This window comes from Alteromonas sp. G4i35 (assembly GCF_054960375.1).
On the sequence record NZ_JBHNZD010000009.1, the window covers coordinates 60,500 to 85,025 of the forward strand.

Consider the following 24,526-nt stretch of genomic DNA (forward strand, 5'->3'; position numbering starts at 1 on the left):
GAATGAGTTTGAGTCTGCTTTTAATTACTCAATATTCTGAATTTGTTTATCGTTTTAAATTTCACTATTTCACTAATAACAAGGCTTGCAAAGGACTTTTGATCCTTTTTTAAGCCCTCTTACTCACCAGTGTACTCACCATAAAGAAATCGAAAAAAATTTATAAAAAAAAATTAAAAAACGCTCAATTTATAACTGGGAAAGTTGGGATATGGGAAACATAACTAACTATCTGCATCAGTACAAACACAAAATGGTGAGTGCAGAGAGACATTCACAGACAACAAGCAATCATCACGAGTTATCCAGAATTGTAACTTACTGCCTGCTTTAATCAGGTAACATTTATCTGTAGGCCGAACGTGTTTAAGAGTGGTACGTTCAATCGGCTTTGCCGACCTTGCTATATCAGCAAATTCTACTTTTTTAGCCCTTTTTATAAAGTCCATAGGTTTCATATAAGCCCCTTTCGCTATGAGGTTGGTAAGTTTTAGGCGCTTGCCGCCTAAAGGCGCGCCATACCTCATGGCCAACACAGACTACGCAGAGAAAAGCCAGTCAAGCGAGAAATCGCCCGAAGGGTTGCGTAGCAAGGGGGCCCCGCTTGCGGGGTTCCGATTTATGGCTTTACAGGATTTGAACGAAGTGGTTTAGGGCGTTTTGTTCCAATTTCACCTTTATAAAAAGAGTCAGATAACAAGCTAATATTTTTATACCCTGCCTATTCCTTCATAATCAGCTTAAATCAGGTATACTCCTCTTAATTAAGCTGAGAATTTGTTATTGCAACCTCAAACAATATTTTTTAGGTATCACTTGTGACTACAGACCGCTGGTTATCTGTTGAAGAAATAGCCGAATATCTTGGTGTAAGCAAAGATACTGTGTACTCATGGATCAGTAAAAAAGGAATGCCAGCTCATAGAATTGGTCGGCCTTGGAAGTTTAAAGCTGACGAGGTGGATCAGTGGGTTAGGTCTGGTGGTGCATCAGATGACAGCAAGGAAGAAAAATAGTATGGCCTTAAACGAAGCGGATACTTGTCGGGTCTATGTGACGCCAAAACTTAAAGAGTCCGGTTGGGAAAACAATCCTAGCGCAATAGCTGAACAGTACACATTTACTGATGGTCGCGTTCAGTTTAAGGGCAGTAAAGTCCAACGTGGGGAGCAAAAGCGAGCTGATTATTTACTTAAGTACACTCGCGATTTTCCTATTGCCGTTGTTGAAGCTAAACCGGAAAATAGCCCTGTCGGCCAAGGAATGCAACAGGCAAAAGATTACGCAGAAATCTTAGGGCTAAAGTTTGCTTATTCAACCAATGGTCAGGAGATCTTAGAGTTTGACTACACCACAGGTGAAGAGCAATTGTTGTCGCGCTTTCCAACCCCTAATGAGTTATTCAAGCGTCTTTGTGGCGATGAAGGTTTAAAGGATAAAGATCTTGATACCTTGCTGTCCCCTTACCACCATGTTTCGGGATATTCCCCGCGTTACTACCAACAAATAGCCATAAACCGCGCAGTACAGTCGGTACTTCAAGGTAAAAAACGCTCTTTAATTACGATGGCAACCGGTACGGGTAAGACAGTCGTCGCTTTTCAAGTTAGTTGGAAGCTGTGGAGCGCTCGCTGGAATCGCACGGGGGACTACAGAAAACCTCGCATTCTATTTCTGGCAGATAGAAATGTGTTGGTCGATGATCCAAAGGATAAAACATTTACCCCGTTTGGTGATGCCAGGCACAAAATTGAAGGCGGCAAAATTGTTAAAAGTCGTGAAATTTATTTTGCGATCTATCAATCTATTGCCAGTGATGAGCGTCGTCCAGGCTTGTATAAAGAATTTCCACAAGAGTTTTTTGATTTAATCATCATCGATGAATGTCACAGAGGCAGTGCCCGCGACAACAGTAATTGGCGCGAAATTCTCGAGTATTTTGAGCCTGCCTTCCAAATCGGTATGACTGCGACGCCGCTGCGTGAAGATAATCGCGATACTTATCGTTATTTTGGCAACCCAATCTACACCTACAGTTTGCGCCAAGGTATTGATGATGGATTTCTTGCGCCATACCGCGTGCACCGAGTTATTTCGGAAGTCGATGCGGTAGGTTGGCGACCAAGCAAAGGCGATGTAGACCGCTTTGGGCGAGAAATCCCAGATGGTGAATACCAAACCAAGGACTTTGAACGGGTTATTGCGTTGAAGGCTCGAACAGATGCGTTTGCTAAGCATCTCACTGAGTTTATGAAGCGAACCGATCGTTTTGCAAAAACGATCGTGTTTTGTGTCGATCAAGAGCACGCAGATGAAATGCGTCGGGCGCTTAATAACTTGAATTCTGACCTTTCACGCAAGCATCCAGATTACGTTGCACGCGTGACATCAGAAGAAGGGAAAATTGGCAAAGGGCACCTCAGTCGTTTTCAAGAGCTTGAAACCAGTACCCCAGTTATTCTGACCACTTCACAGCTATTAACAACGGGGGTAGATGCGCCAACCTGTAAAAATGTTGTGCTTGCGCGTGTTGTGAACTCAATGAGTGAGTTCAAGCAAATTGTTGGCCGTGGTACCCGCTTACGCGAAGATTACGGCAAGCTTTGGTTCAACATCATTGATTATACCGGCTCCGCTACACAGAATTTTGCTGATCCGGACTTTGATGGTTACCCAGAAATTGAAGAAGAAGTTCTCATTGATGAGGATGGTGAAGAAGTTATTGATGAGGCACCACTCCCGAATGACGATGATGTTGAACATGCCGAAGACGAAATTGATGAAGAGTTCAATCCAGACACTGGAAATCCTAGTGATGAAGACGACAAAGAGTCACGAAAGTACTACGTAGACGGTGGCAGCGTTAAAATTACGTCTCATTTGGTCTATGAGCTAGACGAAGACGGTAAACAGCTTCGCGTCATCCAATATACCGACTACACCGCAGAAAAGGTAAAGACCCTCTTTTCCTCACTGGACGAACTAAAAGATAGCTGGGCTAATCCGTTAAAGAGAGAAGAGATCATTCTCGAATTACAAGAACGCGGGATCCAGTTTGATGATTTGGTCGCAGAGTCAGGCAAAACCGATGCAGATCCATTGGATTTACTTTGCCATATTGCATTCAACGTACCGCTGCGAACCAGAAAAGAGCGCGCTGACTACTTGAAGAAAAACAAACCGGACTTTTTTGATCAGTACGGCCCAGAGGCCCGCGCGATCTTAACGTCTTTACTGGACAAATATACCGACCATGGTCCTAAGCAATTCAGTATTCCGGATTCGCTACAGGTACCGCCCATTTCTGAATATGGCAATGTGATGGAAATAGCCAGTCTCTTTGGCGGCGCATTGCAAATGAAAACCGCCGTGGACCAATTACAAACGCTGCTCTATAGCCAGCAATAACAGAAGTGACGATACGATTTATGACACGAACAAAGAAAGCAGATCAGCCGATGACCACCGCCCAGCAATTAGGTGCGATTGTTAAATCGTCTCGGCAAATCATGCGTAAAGATAAAGGCTTAAACGGCGATCTCGATCGCCTGCCAATGCTCACTTGGATCATGTTTTTGAAGTTTCTCGACGACTTAGAGCAAATGCGAGAAACCGAAGCCGTGCTAGAAGGAAAAAGCTTTCAGCCAGCCATCGAAGCGCCATACCGCTGGCGAGACTGGGCAGCGATTGAAGGTGGTATCACCGGCGACGAGCTGATTGCCTTTATTAACAACGATGAAGCAATGCGACCTGATGGCACGCGTGGCATCGGTTTGTTTGCGTACTTGCGTAGCCTACAAGGTGACAACGGTGGGGATCGCCGAGATGTGATTGCGACCGTGTTTAAAGGCATGCAAAACCGCATGGTCAACGGCTATTTGTTACGTGATGTTGTCGACAAAATAAACGGCATTCATTTCAACTCATCTGAAGAGATGCACACCTTAAGCCGCTTATACGAAACCATGTTGCGTGAAATGCGCGATGCTGCTGGTGACTCCGGCGAGTTTTATACTCCTCGTCCAGTGGTTCGCTTTATGGTTGAGGTGATGGACCCGCAGTTGGGTGAGTCCGTATTGGACCCAGCCTGCGGCACGGGTGGTTTTTTGGTTGAAGCGTTCGAACACCTAGAGCGCCAGTGTAAAACAGTCGAAGACCGCGAAGTATTGCAAGAAAGCACTATCTTTGGCGGTGAAGCCAAATCGTTGCCTTACCTGTTGGTACAAATGAACCTGTTACTGCATGGTTTGGAGTACCCAAGAATTGACCCTGAAAATAGCCTGCGTTTTCCACTACGAGAGATGGGTGACAAAGATCGGGTGGACGTGATCTTAACTAACCCACCGTTTGGTGGTGAGGAAGAAAAAGGCATTCTTGGTAACTTTCCAGAAGACATGCAAACCGCCGAAACCGCAATGCTGTTCCTTCAGTTGATCATGCGTAAACTCAAGCGCCCTGGTCACGGTTCAGACAATGGCGGTCGCGCCGCGGTTGTTGTCCCAAATGGTACGCTTTTCAGTGATGGTATCAGCGCACGCATTAAAGAAGAGCTGTTAAAGAACTTTAATCTGCATACCATTGTTCGTTTGCCGGAAGGGGTATTCGCGCCTTATACCGATATTGCAGGCAACTTACTCTTCTTCGATCGTTCTGGCCCAACCGAGGATATTTGGTATTACCAAATTACAGTTCCTGAAGGGCGCAAAAAATATACTAAAACTAAACCGATGGAAGGCCATGAGTTTGATGAATGCTTGAACTGGTGGAGTAACAGGATTGTTAATCAGAATGCCTGGAAAGAAAGCGCTTCAGAGATTATTAAATACTCCGAAAGTGGACAACTGATTGACGTAAATTTAGATAGAAAAAACCCTAATAGTCTCGAAGTGCTTGAACACGAAGAGCCTATGGATTTGATAGAGAAAATAGCCGCGAAAGAAGAGTCTCTTTTAGCGATCTTAAAACAGATTAAAGCTGAAATAAGCACTCAAGGTATCTCTAAATGAAAGAGTATACTTTAAGGGATGTTCTTATCCGCCAAAAAGAGGCCATCACCGTTGAGGATGATATCGAGTATAAGCGCATTACCATTAAAATGAATGGTAATGGAGTGCTCCTTAGAGACGAAGTAATTGGTGAAGATATAGGAACTAAGCGCCAGTTTCTGGTGAATTCTGATCAGTTTGTGCTATCTAAAATTGATGCAAGGAACGGTGCTTTCGGAATAGTGCCTAAAAGCTGTGACGGGGCAATTATTACAGGAAATTTTTGGACATTTGACGTCAACTCCGAACTTGCAGATGTTAAATACCTCGATTTCATGTCTAAAACACCAGAGTTTAAAGATTTTTGTGTCGTTGCAAGTGAAGGTACTACTAATCGAAAGTATCTTGACGAAAATAAGTTTCTCGATAAACAGATTTTGCTACCTGCGCTTGCAGAGCAGAAAAGAGTAGTCGATAAGATTCTAAAGTTTAAGAATAAAATTGAGCTAGCGCGAAAAATCCGAACAGAGATTTTAAGTGATCTCCACGCGTTGTTAACCAGCACATTTCACAAATTAATTGAAGGCGCTGTTTATAAGCCGATGTCGAAAGTTGCCCCGATTGTAAAACGACAAGTTGAAATTACATTTGAAGGCGAATACCCAGAGCTGGGAACGAGATCTTTTGGTAAAGGTGTTTTTCATAAACCGACGCTTAAAGGTGTAGACCTACCTGAGTGGCAAAAATTTTATCGAATTGAAAATGATGATTTGATCTTTAATGTTCGAAAATCTTGGGAGGGCTCAATAGGTGTCGCCAGTATTCAAGATCATGGGCGAGTAGCTTCTCATAATAGCTATTTAACATGCGTGCCAATAAAAGGCGTAGTTACTAGTCAATTTCTCTGTTTTTATTTTTTATCGAATGAAGGGTTAATGCAAATCGACAGTGGATCACGCGGAAGCGCTGATAGAAACAGAGTGATATCAATGGCAAGGCTAAATAAATTCACTGTCCCCGTACCCGATTACGATAAGCAGCTTTGGTTTAATCAATTGCAAAGCTATGTTGAAAAAATTAAACAAGCTCAGTCAGAAAATGCAACTGAGCTAGAGGCTTTGATGCCTTCAATTTTGGATAAAGCCTTTAAGGGAGAATTGGTTTAATGTCTATGCCTGCACCGACGCTTGCATATGATGCTGGCACCGAGCCTGTTATTGCTCATGGCTTTTCTTATCAGGACGAGCAAGTGAGCGAGATGTTAGCTGGCCCCGTGAAGCATATTTTGCAAGATACCGCAGGCAATGATGAGCTTCAGGAGTTACTTGGCAGTGTGGTAAGCACGGAGTTTGAGCAAGAGGGTTTACGCCAAGCGCTGATCGATGAAACCGTGCCTGATAATTGGCGAGTGGGTGAAGCGATTGCCGAAGCCTTTGTGGCAGATAAAGGTAATTGCGTGTTTCCGTGGCCCACCGGGCGTGATCTTAAAAACCCGAATGCCAGCCCAGCAGGGTGCGATTTGACTGGATTTCAACCTGTAAACGATGCTGAGCTTCCCTACCGTTTTGCGTTTGGTGAAGTAAAAACGTCTGAAGAGGACAAAGCGCCGCCAAGCGTGATGACCAGCTTGGGTACCCAATTGTTTGGGCTACGAGATAATCGCCAAGTAAAAGATGCCCTCTTACGTTATTTAGGACTCCATGCGGTGCGAGCACCTTGGGAACCGATGTTTAAAAGCGCTGCCAAACGCTATTTGAGCTCGAACACAACGGACGTTGCTGTTTATGGTGTTTTGGTGCGCGATATTGCCCCAATCGATTCTGATATTGCTGGCCGAGCAAAAGCACTGGCGGCCGATTGTCCAGTGCAAACTGATATTGAAATGTACGCTTTATATCTTCCTCATAAAATGATTGGTACGCTGTCTGTTCGTGCTCAAGCGGCTATGCAGGAGGCGTCATGACGCTTTCACAAGAGCACTTACTACAGGTAGATCTGCATTGGGCTGTTCAGTCGATTGGCGCTGAGCGGCGTGATAAAGCTATTGAAATGGCTGAACGGCGCTTGGTTGATGTGGCGCTGGGTAATCTACTTGAACATGCGGCAACGAAGTTTGACATTGACTTGTTAGAGCAAGTAGCAACAGCGTATGAGTTGGCCGCGATCGAAGGCATTGGCGCTTTGTTGCACCCTGTTGCCAAGCAGGACAATAAAAATATTCGTGAGCTTGCACAAGCTGGCGCGTTTCGAGCGTTCGGGCTTTATCGTGTATTACCCGTACCAAGTGACAATGAGGCGCGCTTGTTTCATGTTTTGCATGTGTCGGGTTTGGCCTACTGTGCCGATCGCTGGACCGATTTACGTCGATGGTTTGAAGAGCAGAACAATACAGTAGCAGTACCCAGTGTGGCAGGTGTTACTTGGGATAAGCGCTTGCTTTACCGAATTTTTGATTGTTGGTTGCGACTGCTTCGCAAAAACCGCTGGGATGACTTAGATCAGATTTCAGAGATTGTGCTTGGCTTACGAAACGATCAAGCGAACTACGAAAAAGCGTTACTAGAACAAACCCAAGGTGCAGAGGCGCAAAGCATAGCAATGCGTTTAGTGGCGCTTTATCACTGGGCCAAAGCAACAGAGCGTTTAGCGGTATACATGCTGCAAGGCGAACCGGTAGCGATCGATGCACAATTAGATCAGCATTTTGAAGCGGCGCAAAAAGCGGCACAAGCCTCGAAAGACCCGCAGCTCGAAATGATTTTACGCTGGTTACATGTCGCAAGCCGAAAAATGGTCGCTGGCTCTTTATGGTGGGTGGCGCATACGGTTAACTCCCGTGTGACCCGCTTTGTTTCCCATGTGACTAAGCACAAGAGCTTATTTGAACTGTTACCTCCGCAACGAGCGGCACTGCAAGAGCAAGGTTTACTCGATCAAGCCAGTAGAGCGGTAATTGTTGATTTGCCTACATCCGGCGGTAAAACCGCGCTGGCACAGTTCCGCATGTTGCAAGCGCTGAATCAGTTTGATCAGGATGATGGTTGGGTGGCCTATGTTGCGCCAACTCGCGCTTTGGTTTCTCAAATTACCCGACGATTACGTGAAGATTTTGGCCCATTAGGTATTCAAGTTGAGCCGTTAACTGGCGCGATTGAAGTCGATGCTTTTGAAGAAGCGCTTTTGGGTGAAGCACGTGCTTTTCAGGTTTTGGTTGCAACACCTGAGAAACTTCAATTGGTGATGAGAAACAAAAAAGTCGCGCGCCCATTGGCCCTGGTTGTGATGGATGAAGCTCACAATATTGAAGATGAGTCTCGTGGCTTACGTATTGAACTTCTACTTGCAACGATTAAGCAAGAATCACCTCGGGCAAACTTCTTACTACTGATGCCATTTGTGCCAAATGCTAACGATTTAGCTCAATGGTTAGCTGCCGATCGTGGCCGAAGCATCAGTTTGGGCACCTCTGCTTGGCAACCGAATGAGAGAATTGTTGGCTTATTTGATATTCATAAAGGTGAAAAACGTGGTGATTGGAATTTAAGTTTTGAAACGTTGACGACCACTCAACGAACGATTCACCTTAAAGGAATCCACAATGTAGATGGTAACCGCCCTCTGCAAAAACTGACGTACTCTAGCGCTAAGGGGCTCGCAACACAGGCTGTTGCTATGGCTAAGGTTTTCTCTAAGCGTGGTACCAGTATTGCTGTAGCGCAGACAATTCCAGATGCTTGGAGTATTGCTCGTAAAGTTGCCGCAGAGCTTGAACCTTTAGTTCAGGTGCATGAAGACATTAAACTGGTTCAACGTTTTCTTGCGGCTGAGATTAGTGAGGACTTTGAGCTAATTGATATGCTATCAAAAGGTGTTGTTTTGCATCATGCAGGTTTACCCGCTGAGGCGCTTTCATTAATCGAGTGGCTTACAGAAGCTGGCCATATTCGAGTGATGTGTGCAACGACAACCATAGCACAAGGGCTTAACTTCCCTGTTTCATCTGTTTTTCTTGCGACGAGAAAATTGCCGTCTAGCAAACCACCTTATGATAATGAAATGTCACATCGGGCATTTTGGAACCTCGCGGGGCGAGCTGGGCGTATCGGCCATGATAGCGTAGGCGTAATCGGTATTGCTGCGGGCAAAGAGCCGAATGAGGTAAGAAAGTATGTTAGTGATGCAACCGCATCGTTAGTTTCCCGTTTGGAAGGGATGCTGGATGATCTTCAAACTGCGGGGAAATTAGCAGACTTATCTTGGGTTATGCAGCAAGAACAATGGGCAGACTTCAGAAGCTATATCGCTCATTTATGGAATGAAAAACGTAACTTGGACGCTGTAATTGGTGAAGCTGAACAATTACTCAGAAATACCTACGGGTTTGGTTCTCTTCGCGCTAAAGCTGATAAAGCCTCGCAAGAGAAAGCTGATGCGCTTCTTGAGGCTACCAAAGGGTATGTTAGAAAGTTAGCTGAGCATCCAGAAAATGCTTCTCTTGCTGATGTTACAGGCTTCTCTCCAGAGGGCGTTCGTTCAACTTTATTGGATTTGAATAACCTTGAAAACAAGTTAACGCTTGCAGATTGGGAGCCTTCGAGTCTATTTGGCGATAAATCGAAGTCTGTGCTGCCAAGCTTGATGGGGATTATGTTGCGGGTTCCGCAGTTACAAGAAAGTTTAAAAGAGATTAGTAAAGGACAGGGGAATAGTCATCGTAAACTTGCTGATATTACCCAGGCTTGGGTAACAGGTAGCTCCATTGAATCTATAGCGAAGACTTACTTTGAAGGTGATAGCCTTACAGATCAAATATCTAAAGCTTGCAAAGCGGTTTATAGAGATTTGGCCAATAATGGCGCTTGGGGACTGTCGGCATTAAGCAAAATGCCAACTTCAGGGCTTGATTTTGAAGCCATGACAGACGAAGAAAAGCGCAGATTAAATAACCTTCCTGCGATGCTTTACCATGGTGTGAAAACCGAAGAAGGCGTATTGATGCGTATGAATAGCGTTCCGCGTAGTATTGCTGAACGTGCCGGTGAAGACTTTAAGGCTCGAACTGAAGCCGGTGCAGAAAATACTCTGTCACCTCGAAAAGCCAGCGAATATCTGAAGTCTTTGAAACCGGATGATTGGGCGCGCCTGAGACCTGATAATTCATCATTGTCGGGTGAAGACTATTTAAAGGTATGGAAGCGGCTTTCAGGTGAAATGTAAATGTGTAATCATCTGAAATATTTAAACTTTTTCTGTTTTAGAAAAACACTTGAGGTGAAGATATTTAAGCAAGATTACCTTGTGTTTGCGGCTATTACTTCATTAAATGAGGAATAAAGTAAGCAGTTTTCAAGCATGAAAATCAGTTGTAAAGGCATCCACCTTTTATGCTCATGACTATTAATTTTTATTCGAATATTGAATGGTAGCTGCACACCTGTGACGCTTATAGTAAAAACTAAAGCCGCGTATCTATCTAGATACGACTATCCTTTGAGACGGTAGATGCTAAAAACCCTAAAAACACCTACTTGGATTACTCACCTCATGGGCAACGCCCGGTTGTACCATTAGCCATACGGCCACCTAGGTAGAGGTCGTCTGTAAAGTCGACGGGGCTGGTGTGCAGCCACCGACTTGAACTATAACTGACCTTTCTAAATTGTGCGCCAGAAAAACACCCCTAAGTTTTCCCCGGTTTTTTTGAAGGCGGATTGGCGACGAGTCGTCCCTACTCGAAAGAGGTAGGGACGACTCGCAGAGTCGCCCGTCGAGGCCACTGCTCATGATGCATCGATACCCATCCGCCTTGAAAATTAGCAGGGCCAGAAGAGGGATGGAGATTTGGGCGTGTCACAAAGGTGTTGCAATCTCTGATCACTGTGATAATTTTATTTATGAACTAGCTCGACATGAGCATTAAGAAAAAGGGCGTATCCACTGCCCGCAACACGTTCTTGAGGAGCTGCATTCGCAGCATTATGGGCCACACGGCCACTCCACTATATACAACACAAATATAAACCACAGTAGTTCGCGCTGTATTTCAACAGAAATCACAAGGCTCAGCTTTGTTGCTTTAGACCAGTTAGCCTTTATGTCTTATGACAATATGCTCGGTTACGCACCGTTCATATGGCTTTAAAACTTACCTATTTTGGCATTTCGCCCCCTGGTCTTCGGTTTGGTGTTTTTCTCAATATTTTCAAAAATTAGTTTTTAAATTTATGAGGAACATGAAATGAGCCAATTAGGATATCGTCTTCATCAAATGGTGAACGACACATACCGCGAAAGTAGCTTTAGCACTAGAGCTACCCGAAGCAAAGTTTTAAACCTTGCTGCCAAGCAGCTACTCAAACATGGTTATAGATTAAAAGACCCGACCGGCCTTAAAACCAAGCATATCAATCACCTTGTTACACGTTGGCAAGATGAAGGTCTGGCAGCAAAAACAATAAAAAACAGAATGGCGGCCTTGCGTTGGATTGCCGAAAAAATAGGTAAACCTAATATCTGTTCACGTAGCAATGATGATTACGGCATTCCAAGAGTTCGCAATAACCCAATTGGCAAGTCAAAAACGTTAGACATGGATAAGCATGCCAAGATCAAGAGTGACTTAATTAAGCTTTCCCTGCGTTTGCAGCAAGAGTTTGGGCTTAGAAAAGAGGAGTGTATGAAATTCAGCTTGTCTTATGCATTGATAGACGCTAACACTGTACAAATAAAAGGCTCATGGGCTAAGGGTGGCAAATACCGCACGATCCCAATTCGAAAAGAATCTCAACGACAGCTTATTCGTGATATTGCCGCTGTTACTAAAGGCGCACTTATCGAACCTGATAATAACTATAAATCACAAATGGGTGAGTACGACCGCGAAACAATTCGAGTTGGATTAAATAAAAATCATGGGTTACGTCACCATTACGCAAGGGAGCGTTATTTAGAGCTTACAGGTTGGAAATGCCCTGCCGACGGTGGCCCGCGTAGAAGAGAGTTATCACCTATTGATTATGAGCTTGATACGAAAGTTCGTGAGCAAATTAGCCAAGAGTTAGGTCATGAACGTTTGAAGATCACCTATGCCTACTTGGGCAGTTAAAATTAGGCATGCCTAATTTTTAATTGGCGAAGAAACTAACTTCGCCCTAGCTTACTGCTCAACGAAACTTCAGTTTTTACAACCGTTTTTATCACAGTTGATTTTAGAGTGGGATTCTACCCAGTGGGTAGCTTCCTTTTTAGTATCAAAACCACATCCTGTTGTTCCACCTTTACTTCCCTTATGAACAATTCCAGTTGGTACATGCTTCACGGCCATATTTCTGCTCCATCAGATTAATTAATACAAATATTTGGACTGGGCCTTTTATTGCCCAGAAATCTATACTGTCACGAGTAGTTTAATAAGTGAACATCTTTAGGCGCAGTTGGGACTATTTGACCAATCTAAAATATTTTCTGCCAATTCGTCTTCAATGCAATACAAGAAAGCAGTTGGCACTTTCAGAACATCACTAAGCGCTACTACTGTTTTGAAATCTGGAGTGTGAACACCACGCTCATATTGGTTCATACGAGCAGACGCAACAAAATTATCCATCCCCGCCATTATTCCTAACTGCTTCTGGGACAGACCAAGTCTTGTTCTTGCTTGCTTTAGCCGTGTTGGAAACGGCGAACCATCATTACTTTTCAACGGGTGTAGGAGATCTGCTATTGAAAACTAAGATTTTCTTAGCTTTAATGAAGTCTGGATACTAAGGAATGCTTAGCATTCAATTTGGCATGCCAAATTGGCATTGGAGAGGAGCAGTGATTTTGGAAACGTTATTTTTCGTAATATTTGGGATTATTTACTTTCTAGTTTGGGTATTTACCGCCGATGATCAGTCATCTACGAAAAATGAACAACTCGATAAGCTTGATGATGGTATGGGTAATATTATCGCTGATGGCGAACATATGACTCGTCAAGAGGCCGAGGATGCTCAGGCACGAGGCGAGTTATATGACACATATCACTAGATCTAATTCGAGGCCAATTTGGCATGCCAAATCGCAGTAAGGCGATTCATTAACGATCGTGTTGAGCAAAAATCGATTTTTTCAAAATAGATGTAAGTACAATTAGATATTAAATAACTGAATAAAAAGAAAATTTTTCCTTCTATGCTTTTCAGTGTGAGATATATGCTATTGATTTAATCTCATAACCTTATTTGACTAATAAGCTCAACTATTGACCAATTTGGCATGCCAAATTGAGGGCGGATTTTATGAACGAAGAAAAATTGATTAGTAACTCTGAGCTATGGCCATTTTTACCCGCGTTTGCTGAGATAAAACATCGATTGAGTGGTATTGAAGTTGAATGTGAGCCACTAGGCCTTTCTTTTGATAAGGATGTTCAGACTGAAGAGGACATGTTACTCACTCTAATATCCCAAAAGGCGTTTGCGTTCGATGTCACCAACGAAAATGGGGTTGTCTGGGATGTAAGGCTGGAGCCGTTTGCTAAATTTAAGGCGCGTAGCATCAAAATAACTTTCCCGTTTACCGGCTATAATCCTAATAAGCGGCAACAAATCACTAATTGGGTTATCGAATTGTGTAATTGGGCAGGAGACGTATTTACCGGCATTACTAGGCATTAAAATTAATAGGAACGGCTATGACAACATATGAATGGTTTCAAATGTGGGTGTTAATGGTGCTGGCTATTCGCGCTACTCGACATTACGAAAAACTAAAGCACGATCTATTTGAAGCAATTAAAGAGGGGAGGATATAGTTATGGCTCCGTTGCTTACAGGATGCGCCATGATTCTGGCGTTGGTGATATTTTTTGCTTTGCTATTTCATTTTAATCGCGACAATCTCAATAAATTCGACTGATATCCAATATTTCCAGCGAAAAAATTAGGCATGCCTAACGTTTTACGTTAAAAAGCAGCATTTTCATACCAAATTCCAGTAACAATTATCCCTTGACTTTTCTGGAGTACTTATATTTAAAAGGCTGAAAAACCCATCAAAAGTAAGGTGGGTTTTCTCGATCCAAACTGTCTCAAACCGTGTCAACCTAACTCTCAATGATTCAAGTAATACAAATGCGTTGATTTTGAGAGGTAAAAGTCATGCTAAAGGCAAAACCCGATGGTATCTACTCTTACAGTAGTAGCGGTGAAGAGAAAAAAATATCTGGGCCAATTGAGGTTAAGGCAATTGTGTCTTCCCCCAACAAGCGTGACGATTTTGGTCGTCTTATAGAATGGAAAAACTACTTTGGCCTAACAATTCGCGAAGTACTCACTATGGGAGAAGTATGCGAAGGCTCAGCAACAAGTTTTAAACAGCGGTTGTTGAACTCTGGATTTCAACTGTCTCCTGAAAAAAGATCTTGGGAGTTACTTTTAGCTCACCTCATTGAGGCTCCATGTAAATTGCATGCCTACAGTGCAAGACAAAGTGGATGGATTAACGGGCAATTTGTGACTCCAGATTGGAGCGTAGGTCGACACGAGACACCTGCTATCTATGTCGGTGATTTTGCTGGTGCTAGTTTAGAAGATTCAGGCTCTCTATTGGATTGGCAAAAACATGTCGCCCAATACTGCCGAGGTAATCCAATCTTGATTATGGCTGTGTGTACAGCCCTAGCGGCCCCCATTATCGAATGGACAGATTTGGAAAGCTTTGGAATACAGATTGTTGGGAGCTCTAAGTCCGGCAAGTCTACGGTCATGAAAGTGGCTGCCAGTGTTTATTCAGATCAAACTTACTGGGAAACTTGGAGCTCGACTTCAAACGGGATTGAGTCTATTGCACGGGCAAGAAATAACATGTTGCTTTGTTTGGACGAATTTAAACAGTGCCCTGCACATGAAATGGATCGACTGATTTACCACTTATGTAATGGTGTATCAAAGCTTAGAAGTACAAAAAACGGTGGGCTAGACAAACGGTATCGGTGGCGCACTATTTTGCTTAGTACAGGAGAGTTAACTCTTGAGGAGCTTTTCCTGAGTATCAATCAGAGTGTGAGCGCAGGGCAATCTGTTCGCCTGATAGAGGTACCAACTTTCTGTACGTATGATGCCTTTGAAAATACTCATGAGTTTCCTTCAGCAAAGGAATTTGCTGAATATTTATCAGCCAGCGTTAATAAATATCACGGAACTTTCATCAAATCTTGGTTGGAAGCCCTATCGAGATTTAACTGTCCGCAAGATGAAATAATAAGAGAGTTTAAAAGTATACGCGAGGAATGGCCCTGGCCACAAAACATTGAGAGCCAGGCCAATAACGTTTTAGATAAATTTGCTCTGCTAGCGGCCGCAGGGGAAATTGCCATTAATTTAGGACTGTTGCCATGGCACTTAGGTGAAGCTAAAGATGCATTAGAACAAGTAGCAACAATTTGGCTAGATGACCGGAATAGCACAGAAAACTCAGAAAGTAAGAAAATTATCAAAAAACTTATCAAGCTAATCAATAAGTGGCGGCATAGCCTGAGTCCTCGGGGGGAATCACATAACGGGAGCATAGGATTCTTCGAATCAGAGCCTGAGCTGACTTGGTACATCCCTCAGCAGCTGTTCAAATCGGAAGTAATAGAATCCGTTGCTCACGAATACAGCCAAGCAGTCCATTATATGCTTCAAAAAAATTGGGCCACTTCAAATGAGAGATCGCGACGTACATTTAAAATAGGGGGGAAGCGGTTTATTAAGTTATTTCCCGAGAAAATCTGTCGCGAATGCGGTGAAAGTGTGGATCTATCCCACTTTCACCAAAATGGTAACTCATTGAATAGTAAGGCCAATCCCAATTTCCCAATTTCCCAGAGCGAGAATTACTGATGCTTACTGACCAGCTATTTGACGAAATTAAATGCGTGATTGAAAGCCAGCTTTGCAAAGTAGCGCTCAACAGCAAAGAGTTCCTCACATTTGATGAGTGTGTTCAGTACACAGCACTAAGCCCGAATTTCTTGCGTCAACAAGTTAGAGAAGGGTTGCCCTACTACAAGCTTGGAGGCCGGCGAACCTTTTTCAAGAGAACAGAAGTTGATACTTGGATACTCAAGAATCGCGTGGAACTTGGAGACGAACATGAATAACGAGCTATTTGAAAAACGAGCGGGCATTTTAAAGCTTTATGGCGAAGAAGAGCGACTGATAAGTGAGACTGAGCGCTGCCGCAGAACCGGCATAAGCCGCACTACCTGGTGGCGTATGCAAAAGGCGGGAGAAACCCCGCCAGCCTCGAGCGTTGGTAAGGGGAAAGCCCGCTGGTTGCTTTCTGATATTTTGCTTTGGATTAATGGAAATTAATTTTCATTACTGTAACAACGGGGTGTTATGAGGGGCAATGATTGACGGAATAGCTCCGAATTTGACATAAAATCGACTATTGTCTTGATTGGCCTTTTGAACGAGCTCAATAAGGCCTTCCAAATCTTCTATATCATAAGTCTCAAATGCGTGAATATATCGACTAAACTCTTGTAAGTTTAGAACCTGTCTAATTCTTGATTCCAAACCAACATCGCGTACATATTTTTGAAACTTTGGCGATATCCAATACAAGAGCTCTAGCATATTATCTAATTTTTCGGTAAGGGTTGCTATTGCATCTTCTGGGGAGTTCACATCACTAATACGCCAAGCGGGTTCGTTATGAGAAATGCGGTTCCTAAAACCTCTTACTTCCTCAACTCGTCTCCGTAACGCATCCCTTTGATGAAACATCGGGTTGCTTTTCACGGTAACTCTAGGTAGTTTTCTAAAGGCTTTAGTCAATTTTGATGGCCACAAGTAGTTGTTATCACCACCATCGTAAAAGCTTTTGTCTAAAATATATTCCCATACTGAAAAATCGGTTTTAGAAATGATTTGATCTAAGGTAACAGTTTCGGGGTCTCTACCTTTGTCCTCTAGGGCCTTTTTGGCTTCTTTTTTTGCACTCTTGAGCTTTTCTTTAAACTTTTTAACTTGCTCAGGGTGACACAAATCTCCATGTTCATTCTCTTCTTGAGTAGAAGGAATAGCTTGAAACCAGAACTGCCCTGGAGGCGTTGTTATGTTGTTCTTCGCTACTTCATTAATTGCATTCCGTAGCGCAACTTCAATTAGTTGAATAAGTGGATAGAAAGAACCCACCAAAGTTAAGTTCCAGCTATAAGCGCCAAGAAGCTCCGCATCACTGGTTAACCCTAAAGAATGTTTATAGCTTGAAAGCCTGGCTGAGCTAATTAATTTTTTAGGCTCTGTATAATCATAATCGTGTGGCATATTGAGATTTTTCTATCTATTTTGATACTCTTAGTCATACTACCAAGCTTTTGGAAGAAAGGCTTGTAGTGCGAAATAATTTTGACACATGCGTCAGGATCGTTTAGAGTTGTATTTAGCTAGTCGAATCGTTCTTCTCCCATCTTAGTAATGGTGCCAGTTCATCGACATAAAGCGTGAGATATCGGCCCCTGGTAGCATAGCTGCCGGGGGCTTTCTTTTTTCCTTAAAAGAAAGTGCTTAATGCTTCTGACACTTTGATGTGCACTTCCTTTCTTTCTTCAAAGTAATCATATTTGTTGTAGGTATCATCTAACCTGCTAATTTTATGGTTTAAGCATCGCTCGCCGAGCTCACCAGAGTATCCAAGCATGGACACTAATGATCGAAAAGTTCTTCGAAGATCATGCACTGTAAAATGGCCAATATCGCCCATCCTGTTAGGTGGAGGAGTTTTTTTTCCTTGTGCAATGCCGAAGAGCCCATCGATGGCACGATTCAATGTATCACTCCCCATATAAGGCTTTTTACTTCGGCGTCTAGCGGGAAATACATAGTCAGACTCCGCACCTCGAATTTTTAATTCTTGAAGCCATTCAAGTGCTATTGGGGGTAAAGGTATATCAATACCTTTATATTTTTTCTTTGTTCTATTTTTAGGTAAGTGCCAAACTGCATTCGTTAGATCAAACTCAGCCCAAGGTGCCTGCAATAGCTCATTTTTGCGTACGCCCAGAACAAGTAATAAGCAACAAGCTAGATAGTTATCTCGGGTAAATGACTCAGGATGCTGTCTAAATGTTTCATATACGGGCTTGATTTCGTCTAGCGTGAGAAAACGAGTCCTTGGCTCCTCTTGTCCTCCAGCATCCAAATATGAAAATACAGATGCGGGATTATTAAGGGTGAGACCTAGTTGAGTTGCATGTTTGAACAAGTTGTTTAGTAAATCCAATACATCATTGGAAACGCAAGGTCTTTTGCTATCAGCAATGCTTTTTATGATGCTCCTAACGTGAATAGGATTTATATTACTAACGTCCATGTTGCCAATATAAGGTGAGATATCATTTTGATACTTTCTTTTAGGAATGTTCGGGTGAACTAAGCGTAATAGCTTGTTTTGGTAGTAATCATTAAATAACTCGTCCATAGAGCGAATGTTGAGAACACTTCCTGCAAACTTCGATAATGGGTCTAAGCCTTCACGAAGTTTTGTACGCTCTTCTTCAGCGAGTCCCCTTGCTTCTGCTAGCGTTATCTGTCGAGCATTTCCAAGGGATTTCTCCCTTCTTTTACCGTTAACAGAATACCTCAAAGACCAATAAGGTTCGCCACGCTTCGGAACAACGAAGGACAATCCATTGCCATCTGATGTTTTACTATGCTGACCTTTAGCAAGTATGTTGACTTGTTTAACTGTTAAATTTGGCATTTCTTCACCTCTTGTACTCACCAGTAGCTTGAGACTAGCAGTGAAAAATACTCACCACAATACTCACCAATTGGATGAAACAGAATGAAAAAATACGGAACTATAAAAAACAAAACCCCGCTATAAAGTGAGGTTTTTCAGTTGGTTATGAATATTTTTGAGCCCTAGTGAGCCTTACTCAATATTCTGAATTTGCTCGCGCATCTGCTCAATCAGGACTTTAAGTTCAACCGCCGATTGTGTGATGTCGGTGCTGATAGACTTTGAACCTAACGTGTTCGATTCGCGGTTAAACTCCTGCATCATGAAATCAAGACGGCGGCCTACTGCTCCACCCTTTTTAAGAATATTGCGGGTTTCCCTAACGTGAGCATTCAGACGATCTAACTCTTCTGCCACGTCTACTTTTTGCGCCAGCATGATCATTTCTTGTTCAAAACGGCCTGCATCAAGTTCAACCTTTGCTTCTTCAAAGCGGGTTTGCACTTTTTCTCGCTGCCACACCATGATTTCAGGCATACGCGCGGCTACTTTTTCAGCTTCCACTTCTATAGCGTCAAGGCGCTGCGTAATCATACCTTTAAGGGCTTCACCTTCGGTAGCGCGGGCACTGATAAAATCGTTAAGAGCTTGGTCGAACGCGGCCATTACGTCAGCGTGGATGGCGTCCATATCGGCTTCTTCCGCTGCAATTACCCCAGGCCAGCGCAAAACGTCTAGTGGGTTAACCCCCGTGGATTGGCCATGGGATTGCACCCAGTCAGCGGCGTGAAGTACTTGTTTCGCCAGCTCTTCGTTTAAGCTTAGCTTGGTTACAGCAGCATCGTTGGCGGTAAAACGCAGCGCACATTCCACCTTACCTCGGGCTAGCTTTTTACGGAATCGTTCACGTAAAACCGGCTCCAATGAGCGAAACTGTTCCGGCAGGCGAAAGTAAGTTTCTAAAAAGCGTTGGTTGACCGAGCGTATTTCCCACACGGCTGAGCCCCACTCTTTTTTGGTTTCTACGCGTGCAAACGCTGTCATGCTGTAAATCATAAATATCCTTTAAATTTAACTGAAAGCCTGCAAAAACAACCCGAACGTCGTGTTGTATACGTGAATATCTACAGCAGGTTTTCTTGTATTTTGTATATTAGCGCACATTTACGTAATTCAATAAGCAAACATGTAAAGTTCGTTTTTAACGGCCGCGGGTATTGCGTTATACTTAGGCGCAATTTCGTAGCTACATCGAATTTATAGGTTTTGACCGCGAATTGGGCTTTCTATTCACATATCGCCAATAAAACCTGTAAAACGCTACCCTTTTTTAAGCACTTACGTTGTGGAGAACACTATGCGTCCAAGCGGCAGAACCGCCAGTCAAATTCGCCCTGTTACAATTACTCGCCAATACACTTGTCACGCAGAAGGCTCTGTTCTTGTAGAGTTTGGTAACACTAAGGTGTTGTGTAATGCGACGGTAGAAGAAGGTGTGCCACGCTTTATGAAGGGCCAAGGGAAAGGCTGGATTACAGCTGAGTACAGCATGCTTCCACGTGCTACTCATACGCGAAGCGGCCGTGAAGCGGCGCGCGGTAAACAAGGCGGCCGCACGTTAGAGATCCAGCGTCTAATTGCGCGTTCACTACGCGCAGCGGTAGATTTAAAACTTCTGGGCGAAAACACCATTACGTTAGACTGCGACGTTATTCAGGCCGACGGCGGTACGCGTACAGCGTCAATTACCGGTGCGTGTGTAGCTCTTGTTGATGCACTTACTTACATGCGTGCAAAAGGCATTATCAAAACTAACCCGCTTAAACATATGATTGCCGCCCTTTCAGTAGGTATTTACGAAGGTACGCCAATCGCTGACCTTGAGTACACCGAAGACTCTGAGGCAGAAACAGATATGAACATTGTAATGACCGAAACCGGCAAGCTGATTGAAGTTCAAGGTACTGCAGAGGGCGAACCGTTCTCGTTTGAAGAGCTTGACGAGATGCTGAAAATTGGTAAGCACGGTTTACGTGAATTGTTCGACATTCAAAAAGCGGCGCTAGCGTAAGCGAGTCATCGACACGTAGTTAGAACCAACGCGTAAATTAGAAATTAAGAGGTCATCATGAAAGCGTTTCAGCGTGATTTTATTGAGTTTGCCATTGAACGTGGCGTACTTAAATTTGGCGAATTCACTTTAAAGTCAGGCCGCGTTAGCCCGTACTTTTTCAATGCCGGTTTGTTTAATCGCGGTGGCGATTTGGCTAAGTTGGGGCGTTTTTACGCTGATGCGTTAATGGACGCAGGCGTTGCGTTCGATGTACTTTTTGGTCCAGCCTATAAGGGCATTCCTATTGCGACAACAACAGCCGTTGCATTGGCCGATAGCCACAAGCTTGATGTCCCTTATTGCTTCAACCGCAAAGAAGCGAAAACCCACGGTGAAGGCGGCAATCTAGTTGGCAGCCCACTAGAAGGTAAGGTTATGCTGGTGGATGACGTGATCACTGCGGGTACGGCTATTCGCGAATCGATGACCTTAATCGAGCAACAGCAGGCTAGCTTGTCTGGCGTGCTGATTGCGCTAGACAGACAAGAGCGCGGTAATGGCGAACTGTCAGCTATTCAAGAGGTCGAGCGCGATTTTGGCACTCAGGTTATCTCTATTGTATCGCTTGCCGATGTCGTGGCTTATCTGACCGAGAAAGGCGGGTTTGATAGCGAAATCAGCGCCATTAACACCTATCGTGAAAATTATGGCATCTGATTTTGACAGCGCATTTAGCGCGGCTAGTCAGCATTTAGATGCGCTAGGATTGCGTTGCCCAGAGCCAGTAATGATGGTGCGTCTGAATATTCGAAAGCTGGCCGATGGGGAAACTTTATCGGTCACGGCTGACGATCCCTCAACGGCCAGAGATATTCCTAGCTTTTGCCGCTTTATGGACCACACGCTGGTTGCGTCTCAAACCGAGACCATGCCTTACCAATACGTAATTAAGAAAGGGCGCGCTTGAGCGCCTTTTTTGTTACTGTTTCTATTCGCGGCCGCTAGCAGCCTGCAATAAAAGTTGCTTCAAAACCTGCTTGCTTCGCGAACAGGTACAGTGAATATCTGTCATGTGTAGCACTTCACCATTAAGCATTTTTTGAAGTACAGAAGCTCTAACGTTTAATGAGACAAAGCCGTCTTCGCTTGAAATTTGTTTCGACGCCATAACTATCTCCTTTTATCTAAAGTATTTAATGCACTGCCACAGAAGCGAGTCGTTTGCTTGCTTGGGGGACATAGGTTTGCTCAAGGGTATGCTGAATGGCCGCGATTAGCCTGCATATAGAAGGATTGGTGGCATGCAGGGGTAATATGGCAATAAGCTGTTGCTGACATTCTTGTAAAATAGCGTGAGATTCTCGCTTCCTATGTTCTTCGGCAAGCAGAGATGATAAGTACATTCCCATAGTGGAAAAAGCGAGTACGTCTTCTTGAACTACACTGACTTTCTGCAAAGAGGTAGGCTGAAGCGCATTAAGGATAACCTTTGCGGCCTCAAAGGTCTGGTAACCTAATTCTCTCGCATAATCCAATTTACCCTGTTGATGAGCCTGTTGCGTCTGCGCTTGCATAGCATAGCGATGCTGTCGCGCGTTTGAAGGGTTTAGCTGTAGCCACTTTTTGTAAACTGGGCATAGCCGCTGAACATTCATATAAGCACCTCCTGTTTTCTATTACATTAGTGCAAATAAGAATCATTATCAAATGTAAAGTTCAAAAAATCTATTGGGTTGATTTGATATTTACGTTGTCGTGAACCAACGGCATCGTTTGTCTCGCCTATTAAGTGCTTTGAGTCACTAGTACAGGCAAGCTTATTGGCTGATTAAATTTGAAAGCCACCATAAAAGAAGCACTGCAACTGTGATAGCAATAACCGCTTTCATTTTGTAGCGCTTAATGAGCTGCTCAGCTTTGTCTCCTGCGTAATAGACCACGGCTGCGAGTCCGAAATAGCGAATTGAACGTGCAATAACAGTAGCTAAAAGAAAAAGCGGAAGTGAGTATTGGGTTGCACCTGCTGCAAGCATCGCAACCTGAAAAGGGATAGGGGCAATACCTAAGGTCATTACGAACCAAAAACCTTGGTTTTGCATCTGCTGTTTAACATTATCAAATTGTTCCTGGCTGAAAAAAGTATCTATAAGCCACTGACCAACCATATCGAAAAGATAATAGCCAAGAGCATAGCCGAAGACTGCGCCAATCACACAGCCTATGGTGGCCATTAATGCAATTTTCCAAAGCGACTCCCGTCTTGCTTGCATTAGTGGCACCATTACGGCTTCTAGTGGTATGGGAACAATGGTTGATTCTAAAAATGAGGCAAGAGTGATGCCCTTTAACATATGCTTAGAATCGACAAGTTTTTTGGTTTTGTGCTTAACCTTTTTACCTAGTTCCATGTAATCCCTACCACTTTATTTTCTCTACTGCTTGTAAACAACTCCGTCTTTCATCACAAAAGACACGCTTTCCATAAGCGATATATCGTCAAGCGGGTTGCCTTGAACCGCAACAATATCAGCCAACTTACCCTCTTCCAGCGTGCCAAGAATATCGCTGATACCTAGTAAATTCGCGCTATTCACGGTGGCACTTAGCAGCGCGTCGGCAGGCTTCATACCAGCTTCAACCATTAATGAGAACTCTTGCGCATTGTCGCCGTGGGCTGATACACCACTGTCTGTACCAAAAGCAATTTTTACGCCTGCTTTATGTGCTTGTTCAAAGGTATTTTGGATAAGCGGGCCAATGGCTGCAGCTTTCGGGCGCACCAATTCCGGAAAGAAGCCATCAATTTTGGCTTTGTCTGCTACAAACTTTCCTGCCAGTATTGTTGGTACATAGTAGGTGCCGTGCTTCTTCATTAATTTGCGGATTTCGTCATCCATATAAGTGCCGTGTTCGATAGAATCTACACCGGCTTCAATAGCCCGCTTCATTCCCTCTTTCCCATGCGCGTGCACCGCCACTGTCATACCGTAGTCTTTTGCCGTTTCAACAATTGCTTCTAATTCATCGGTCATGAATTGTGGGTTTTGGCCGCTTTTAGCAACGCTCAATACGCCGCCGGTTGCGGTGATCTTGATTAAGTCCGCACCATCTTGGTAACGAGTTCTTACTGCTTCACGGGCTTCAGCTTCGCCATTAACCACACCTTGCTTAGGGCCTACGTCTGGGCGAAGTAAATGAGATAAGCCATTACTTGGGTCGGCATGTCCGCCTGTAGTGGCAATAGATTTGGCAACGGTATAGATTCGCGGACCTGTAGCATAGCCTTTACTAATAGCGTTCCTTAGCGCAACGGTTTCGTTGTAGCCATCCCCTAAGTTGCGAACCGTGGTGAAGCCCGAATCTAACGTAATCTTAGCGTAGTTCGCTGCCCGTAATGCATAGTCGGCTTCATTTAGTGAAAAGCGCTCCAGATACGTTTGTGGACCACCGTGCTGCGACGATAAATGAACGTGCATGTCCATCAGACCTGGCATAACGGTTGACGTCTTCAAGTCGATGACAGTATCGCCTTCTTGGGCTTCAGCAAACCCCTTTTTTACCGCTTTGATCTTGTTGTCTTCAACAACAATAGTCACATTTTCCTGAAGAGAGTTTGATGTGCCAGTAAACACTTTTCCTGCATGAATCAGCGTGTCGGCTACAGTGGAAAAGGGCGATGAGAGTAAGGCACTGGCAACAGCCAGCGTAATCAGAGGCTTTTTCATGATATAGGTCTTCTTGTTGATTGTTTTATAGACTATATCGAATG

At 43.8% G+C, this 24,526-nt stretch carries 24 protein-coding genes; 15 read left to right on the plus strand and 9 right to left on the minus strand.

Annotation, left to right across the window (positions count from 1 at the left end; translation table 11 throughout):
• Positions 1-818: 818 nt before the first annotated feature.
• The 7 genes from mads1 to ACFI6L_RS07235 all read left to right on the plus strand — a co-directional run bounded on the left by mads1 (position 819) and on the right by ACFI6L_RS07235 (position 12,090).
• Entirely contained in the window at positions 819-1,016 is a 198-nt protein-coding gene (gene mads1 / locus ACFI6L_RS07205; protein ID WP_462573678.1) for a methylation-associated defense system helix-turn-helix domain-containing protein MAD1, read from the plus strand.
• A gap of 1 nt (position 1,017) precedes the next feature.
• Positions 1,018-3,408 carry an EcoAI/FtnUII family type I restriction enzme subunit R gene (gene hsdR, locus ACFI6L_RS07210; protein WP_462573679.1) on the plus strand — a complete coding sequence of 797 codons (2,391 nt, stop codon included), beginning with the start codon at positions 1,018-1,020 and terminating at the stop codon, positions 3,406-3,408.
• Positions 3,409-3,428: 20 nt separating this feature from the next.
• A complete protein-coding gene (locus ACFI6L_RS07215) occupies positions 3,429-5,006 on the plus strand; it encodes a class I SAM-dependent DNA methyltransferase (RefSeq protein WP_462573680.1) in 1,578 nt (525 codons plus the stop codon).
• A complete protein-coding gene (locus tag ACFI6L_RS07220; protein WP_462573681.1) occupies positions 5,003-6,151 on the plus strand; it encodes a restriction endonuclease subunit S in 1,149 nt (382 codons plus the stop codon). The genes ACFI6L_RS07215 and ACFI6L_RS07220 overlap by 4 nt, the downstream gene beginning before the upstream one ends.
• Positions 6,151-6,948, plus strand: coding sequence for a hypothetical protein (locus ACFI6L_RS07225; RefSeq protein WP_462573682.1), 798 nt, complete (start codon positions 6,151-6,153; stop codon positions 6,946-6,948). Before ACFI6L_RS07220 ends, ACFI6L_RS07225 begins: the two co-directional genes overlap by 1 nt.
• A complete protein-coding gene (locus ACFI6L_RS07230; protein WP_462573683.1) occupies positions 6,945-10,202 on the plus strand; it encodes a DEAD/DEAH box helicase in 3,258 nt (1,085 codons plus the stop codon). The genes ACFI6L_RS07225 and ACFI6L_RS07230 overlap by 4 nt, the downstream gene beginning before the upstream one ends.
• 1,021 nt (positions 10,203-11,223) lie before the next feature.
• A complete protein-coding gene (locus ACFI6L_RS07235) occupies positions 11,224-12,090 on the plus strand; it encodes a phage integrase N-terminal domain-containing protein (protein ID WP_462573684.1) in 867 nt (288 codons plus the stop codon).
• 69 nt (positions 12,091-12,159) lie between these two features.
• Here ACFI6L_RS07235 and ACFI6L_RS07240 read toward each other — a convergent pair whose 3' ends face one another.
• Entirely contained in the window at positions 12,160-12,309 is a 150-nt protein-coding gene (locus ACFI6L_RS07240) for a hypothetical protein (RefSeq protein ID WP_096792319.1), read from the minus strand.
• 99 nt (positions 12,310-12,408) lie between these two features.
• A complete protein-coding gene (locus ACFI6L_RS07245) occupies positions 12,409-12,687 on the minus strand; it encodes a helix-turn-helix domain-containing protein (protein WP_349590921.1) in 279 nt (92 codons plus the stop codon).
• 68 nt (positions 12,688-12,755) lie between these two features.
• On the opposite strand from ACFI6L_RS07245, the gene ACFI6L_RS07250 reads away from it, so the two are divergent.
• The 5 genes from ACFI6L_RS07250 to ACFI6L_RS07270 all read left to right on the plus strand — a co-directional run bounded on the left by ACFI6L_RS07250 (position 12,756) and on the right by ACFI6L_RS07270 (position 16,327).
• Entirely contained in the window at positions 12,756-13,016 is a 261-nt protein-coding gene (locus ACFI6L_RS07250; RefSeq protein WP_462573685.1) for a hypothetical protein, read from the plus strand.
• Positions 13,017-13,267: 251 nt separating this feature from the next.
• Entirely contained in the window at positions 13,268-13,645 is a 378-nt protein-coding gene (locus ACFI6L_RS07255; RefSeq protein WP_462573686.1) for a hypothetical protein, read from the plus strand.
• A 483-nt stretch (positions 13,646-14,128) separates the two neighbouring features.
• Complete coding sequence (locus ACFI6L_RS07260) at positions 14,129-15,853, plus strand: DUF927 domain-containing protein (protein WP_462573687.1); 1,725 nt, start codon at positions 14,129-14,131, stop codon at positions 15,851-15,853.
• Positions 15,853-16,113, plus strand: a complete 261-nt coding sequence (locus ACFI6L_RS07265; RefSeq protein WP_128730768.1) for a helix-turn-helix transcriptional regulator — start codon at positions 15,853-15,855, stop codon at positions 16,111-16,113. Before ACFI6L_RS07260 ends, ACFI6L_RS07265 begins: the two co-directional genes overlap by 1 nt.
• Positions 16,106-16,327, plus strand: coding sequence for a helix-turn-helix transcriptional regulator (locus ACFI6L_RS07270; RefSeq protein ID WP_194868501.1), 222 nt, complete (start codon positions 16,106-16,108; stop codon positions 16,325-16,327). The genes ACFI6L_RS07265 and ACFI6L_RS07270 overlap by 8 nt, the downstream gene beginning before the upstream one ends.
• Positions 16,328-16,333: 6 nt before the next feature.
• Here ACFI6L_RS07270 and ACFI6L_RS07275 read toward each other — a convergent pair whose 3' ends face one another.
• The 3 genes from ACFI6L_RS07275 to ACFI6L_RS07285 form a co-directional block, all read right to left on the minus strand.
• Complete coding sequence (locus ACFI6L_RS07275) at positions 16,334-17,287, minus strand: hypothetical protein (RefSeq protein ID WP_462573688.1); 954 nt, start codon at positions 17,285-17,287, stop codon at positions 16,334-16,336.
• Between the two features lie 226 nt (positions 17,288-17,513).
• Positions 17,514-18,722, minus strand: coding sequence for a tyrosine-type recombinase/integrase (locus tag ACFI6L_RS07280; protein ID WP_462573689.1), 1,209 nt, complete (start codon positions 18,720-18,722; stop codon positions 17,514-17,516).
• A gap of 174 nt (positions 18,723-18,896) precedes the next feature.
• Positions 18,897-19,760: a YicC family protein gene (locus ACFI6L_RS07285; protein ID WP_462573690.1), complete on the minus strand. Its 864-nt coding sequence runs from the start codon at positions 19,758-19,760 to the stop codon at positions 18,897-18,899.
• Between the two features lie 301 nt (positions 19,761-20,061).
• Here ACFI6L_RS07285 and rph point away from each other — a divergent pair, with 301 nt between their 5' ends.
• Genes rph through tusA form a run of 3 tightly spaced genes read left to right on the plus strand, consistent with a single transcriptional unit; the run spans position 20,062 to position 21,724 of the window.
• The gene (gene rph, locus ACFI6L_RS07290; protein WP_014951432.1) at positions 20,062-20,775 is read left to right on the plus strand and encodes a ribonuclease PH; all 714 of its coding nucleotides are present in this window, start codon (positions 20,062-20,064) and stop codon (positions 20,773-20,775) included.
• A gap of 57 nt (positions 20,776-20,832) precedes the next feature.
• Entirely contained in the window at positions 20,833-21,474 is a 642-nt protein-coding gene (gene pyrE / locus ACFI6L_RS07295) for an orotate phosphoribosyltransferase (RefSeq protein WP_039228851.1), read from the plus strand.
• The gene (gene tusA, locus ACFI6L_RS07300; protein WP_014951430.1) at positions 21,464-21,724 is read left to right on the plus strand and encodes a sulfurtransferase TusA; all 261 of its coding nucleotides are present in this window, start codon (positions 21,464-21,466) and stop codon (positions 21,722-21,724) included. Before pyrE ends, tusA begins: the two co-directional genes overlap by 11 nt.
• Positions 21,725-21,745: 21 nt before the next feature.
• Here tusA and ACFI6L_RS07305 read toward each other — a convergent pair whose 3' ends face one another.
• From ACFI6L_RS07305 to ACFI6L_RS07320, 4 genes are all read right to left on the minus strand, one after another.
• Positions 21,746-21,925 (minus strand): hypothetical protein, encoded by a 180-nt coding sequence (locus ACFI6L_RS07305; protein ID WP_014951429.1) that lies wholly within the window; start codon positions 21,923-21,925, stop codon positions 21,746-21,748.
• Between the two features lie 25 nt (positions 21,926-21,950).
• Complete coding sequence (locus ACFI6L_RS07310) at positions 21,951-22,412, minus strand: hypothetical protein (RefSeq protein ID WP_061486861.1); 462 nt, start codon at positions 22,410-22,412, stop codon at positions 21,951-21,953.
• A gap of 162 nt (positions 22,413-22,574) precedes the next feature.
• The gene (locus ACFI6L_RS07315) at positions 22,575-23,165 is read right to left on the minus strand and encodes a YqaA family protein (RefSeq protein ID WP_278344625.1); all 591 of its coding nucleotides are present in this window, start codon (positions 23,163-23,165) and stop codon (positions 22,575-22,577) included.
• A 24-nt stretch (positions 23,166-23,189) separates the two neighbouring features.
• Positions 23,190-24,482 carry an amidohydrolase family protein gene (locus tag ACFI6L_RS07320; protein WP_014951426.1) on the minus strand — a complete coding sequence of 431 codons (1,293 nt, stop codon included), beginning with the start codon at positions 24,480-24,482 and terminating at the stop codon, positions 23,190-23,192.
• Positions 24,483-24,526: the final 44 nt, after the last annotated feature.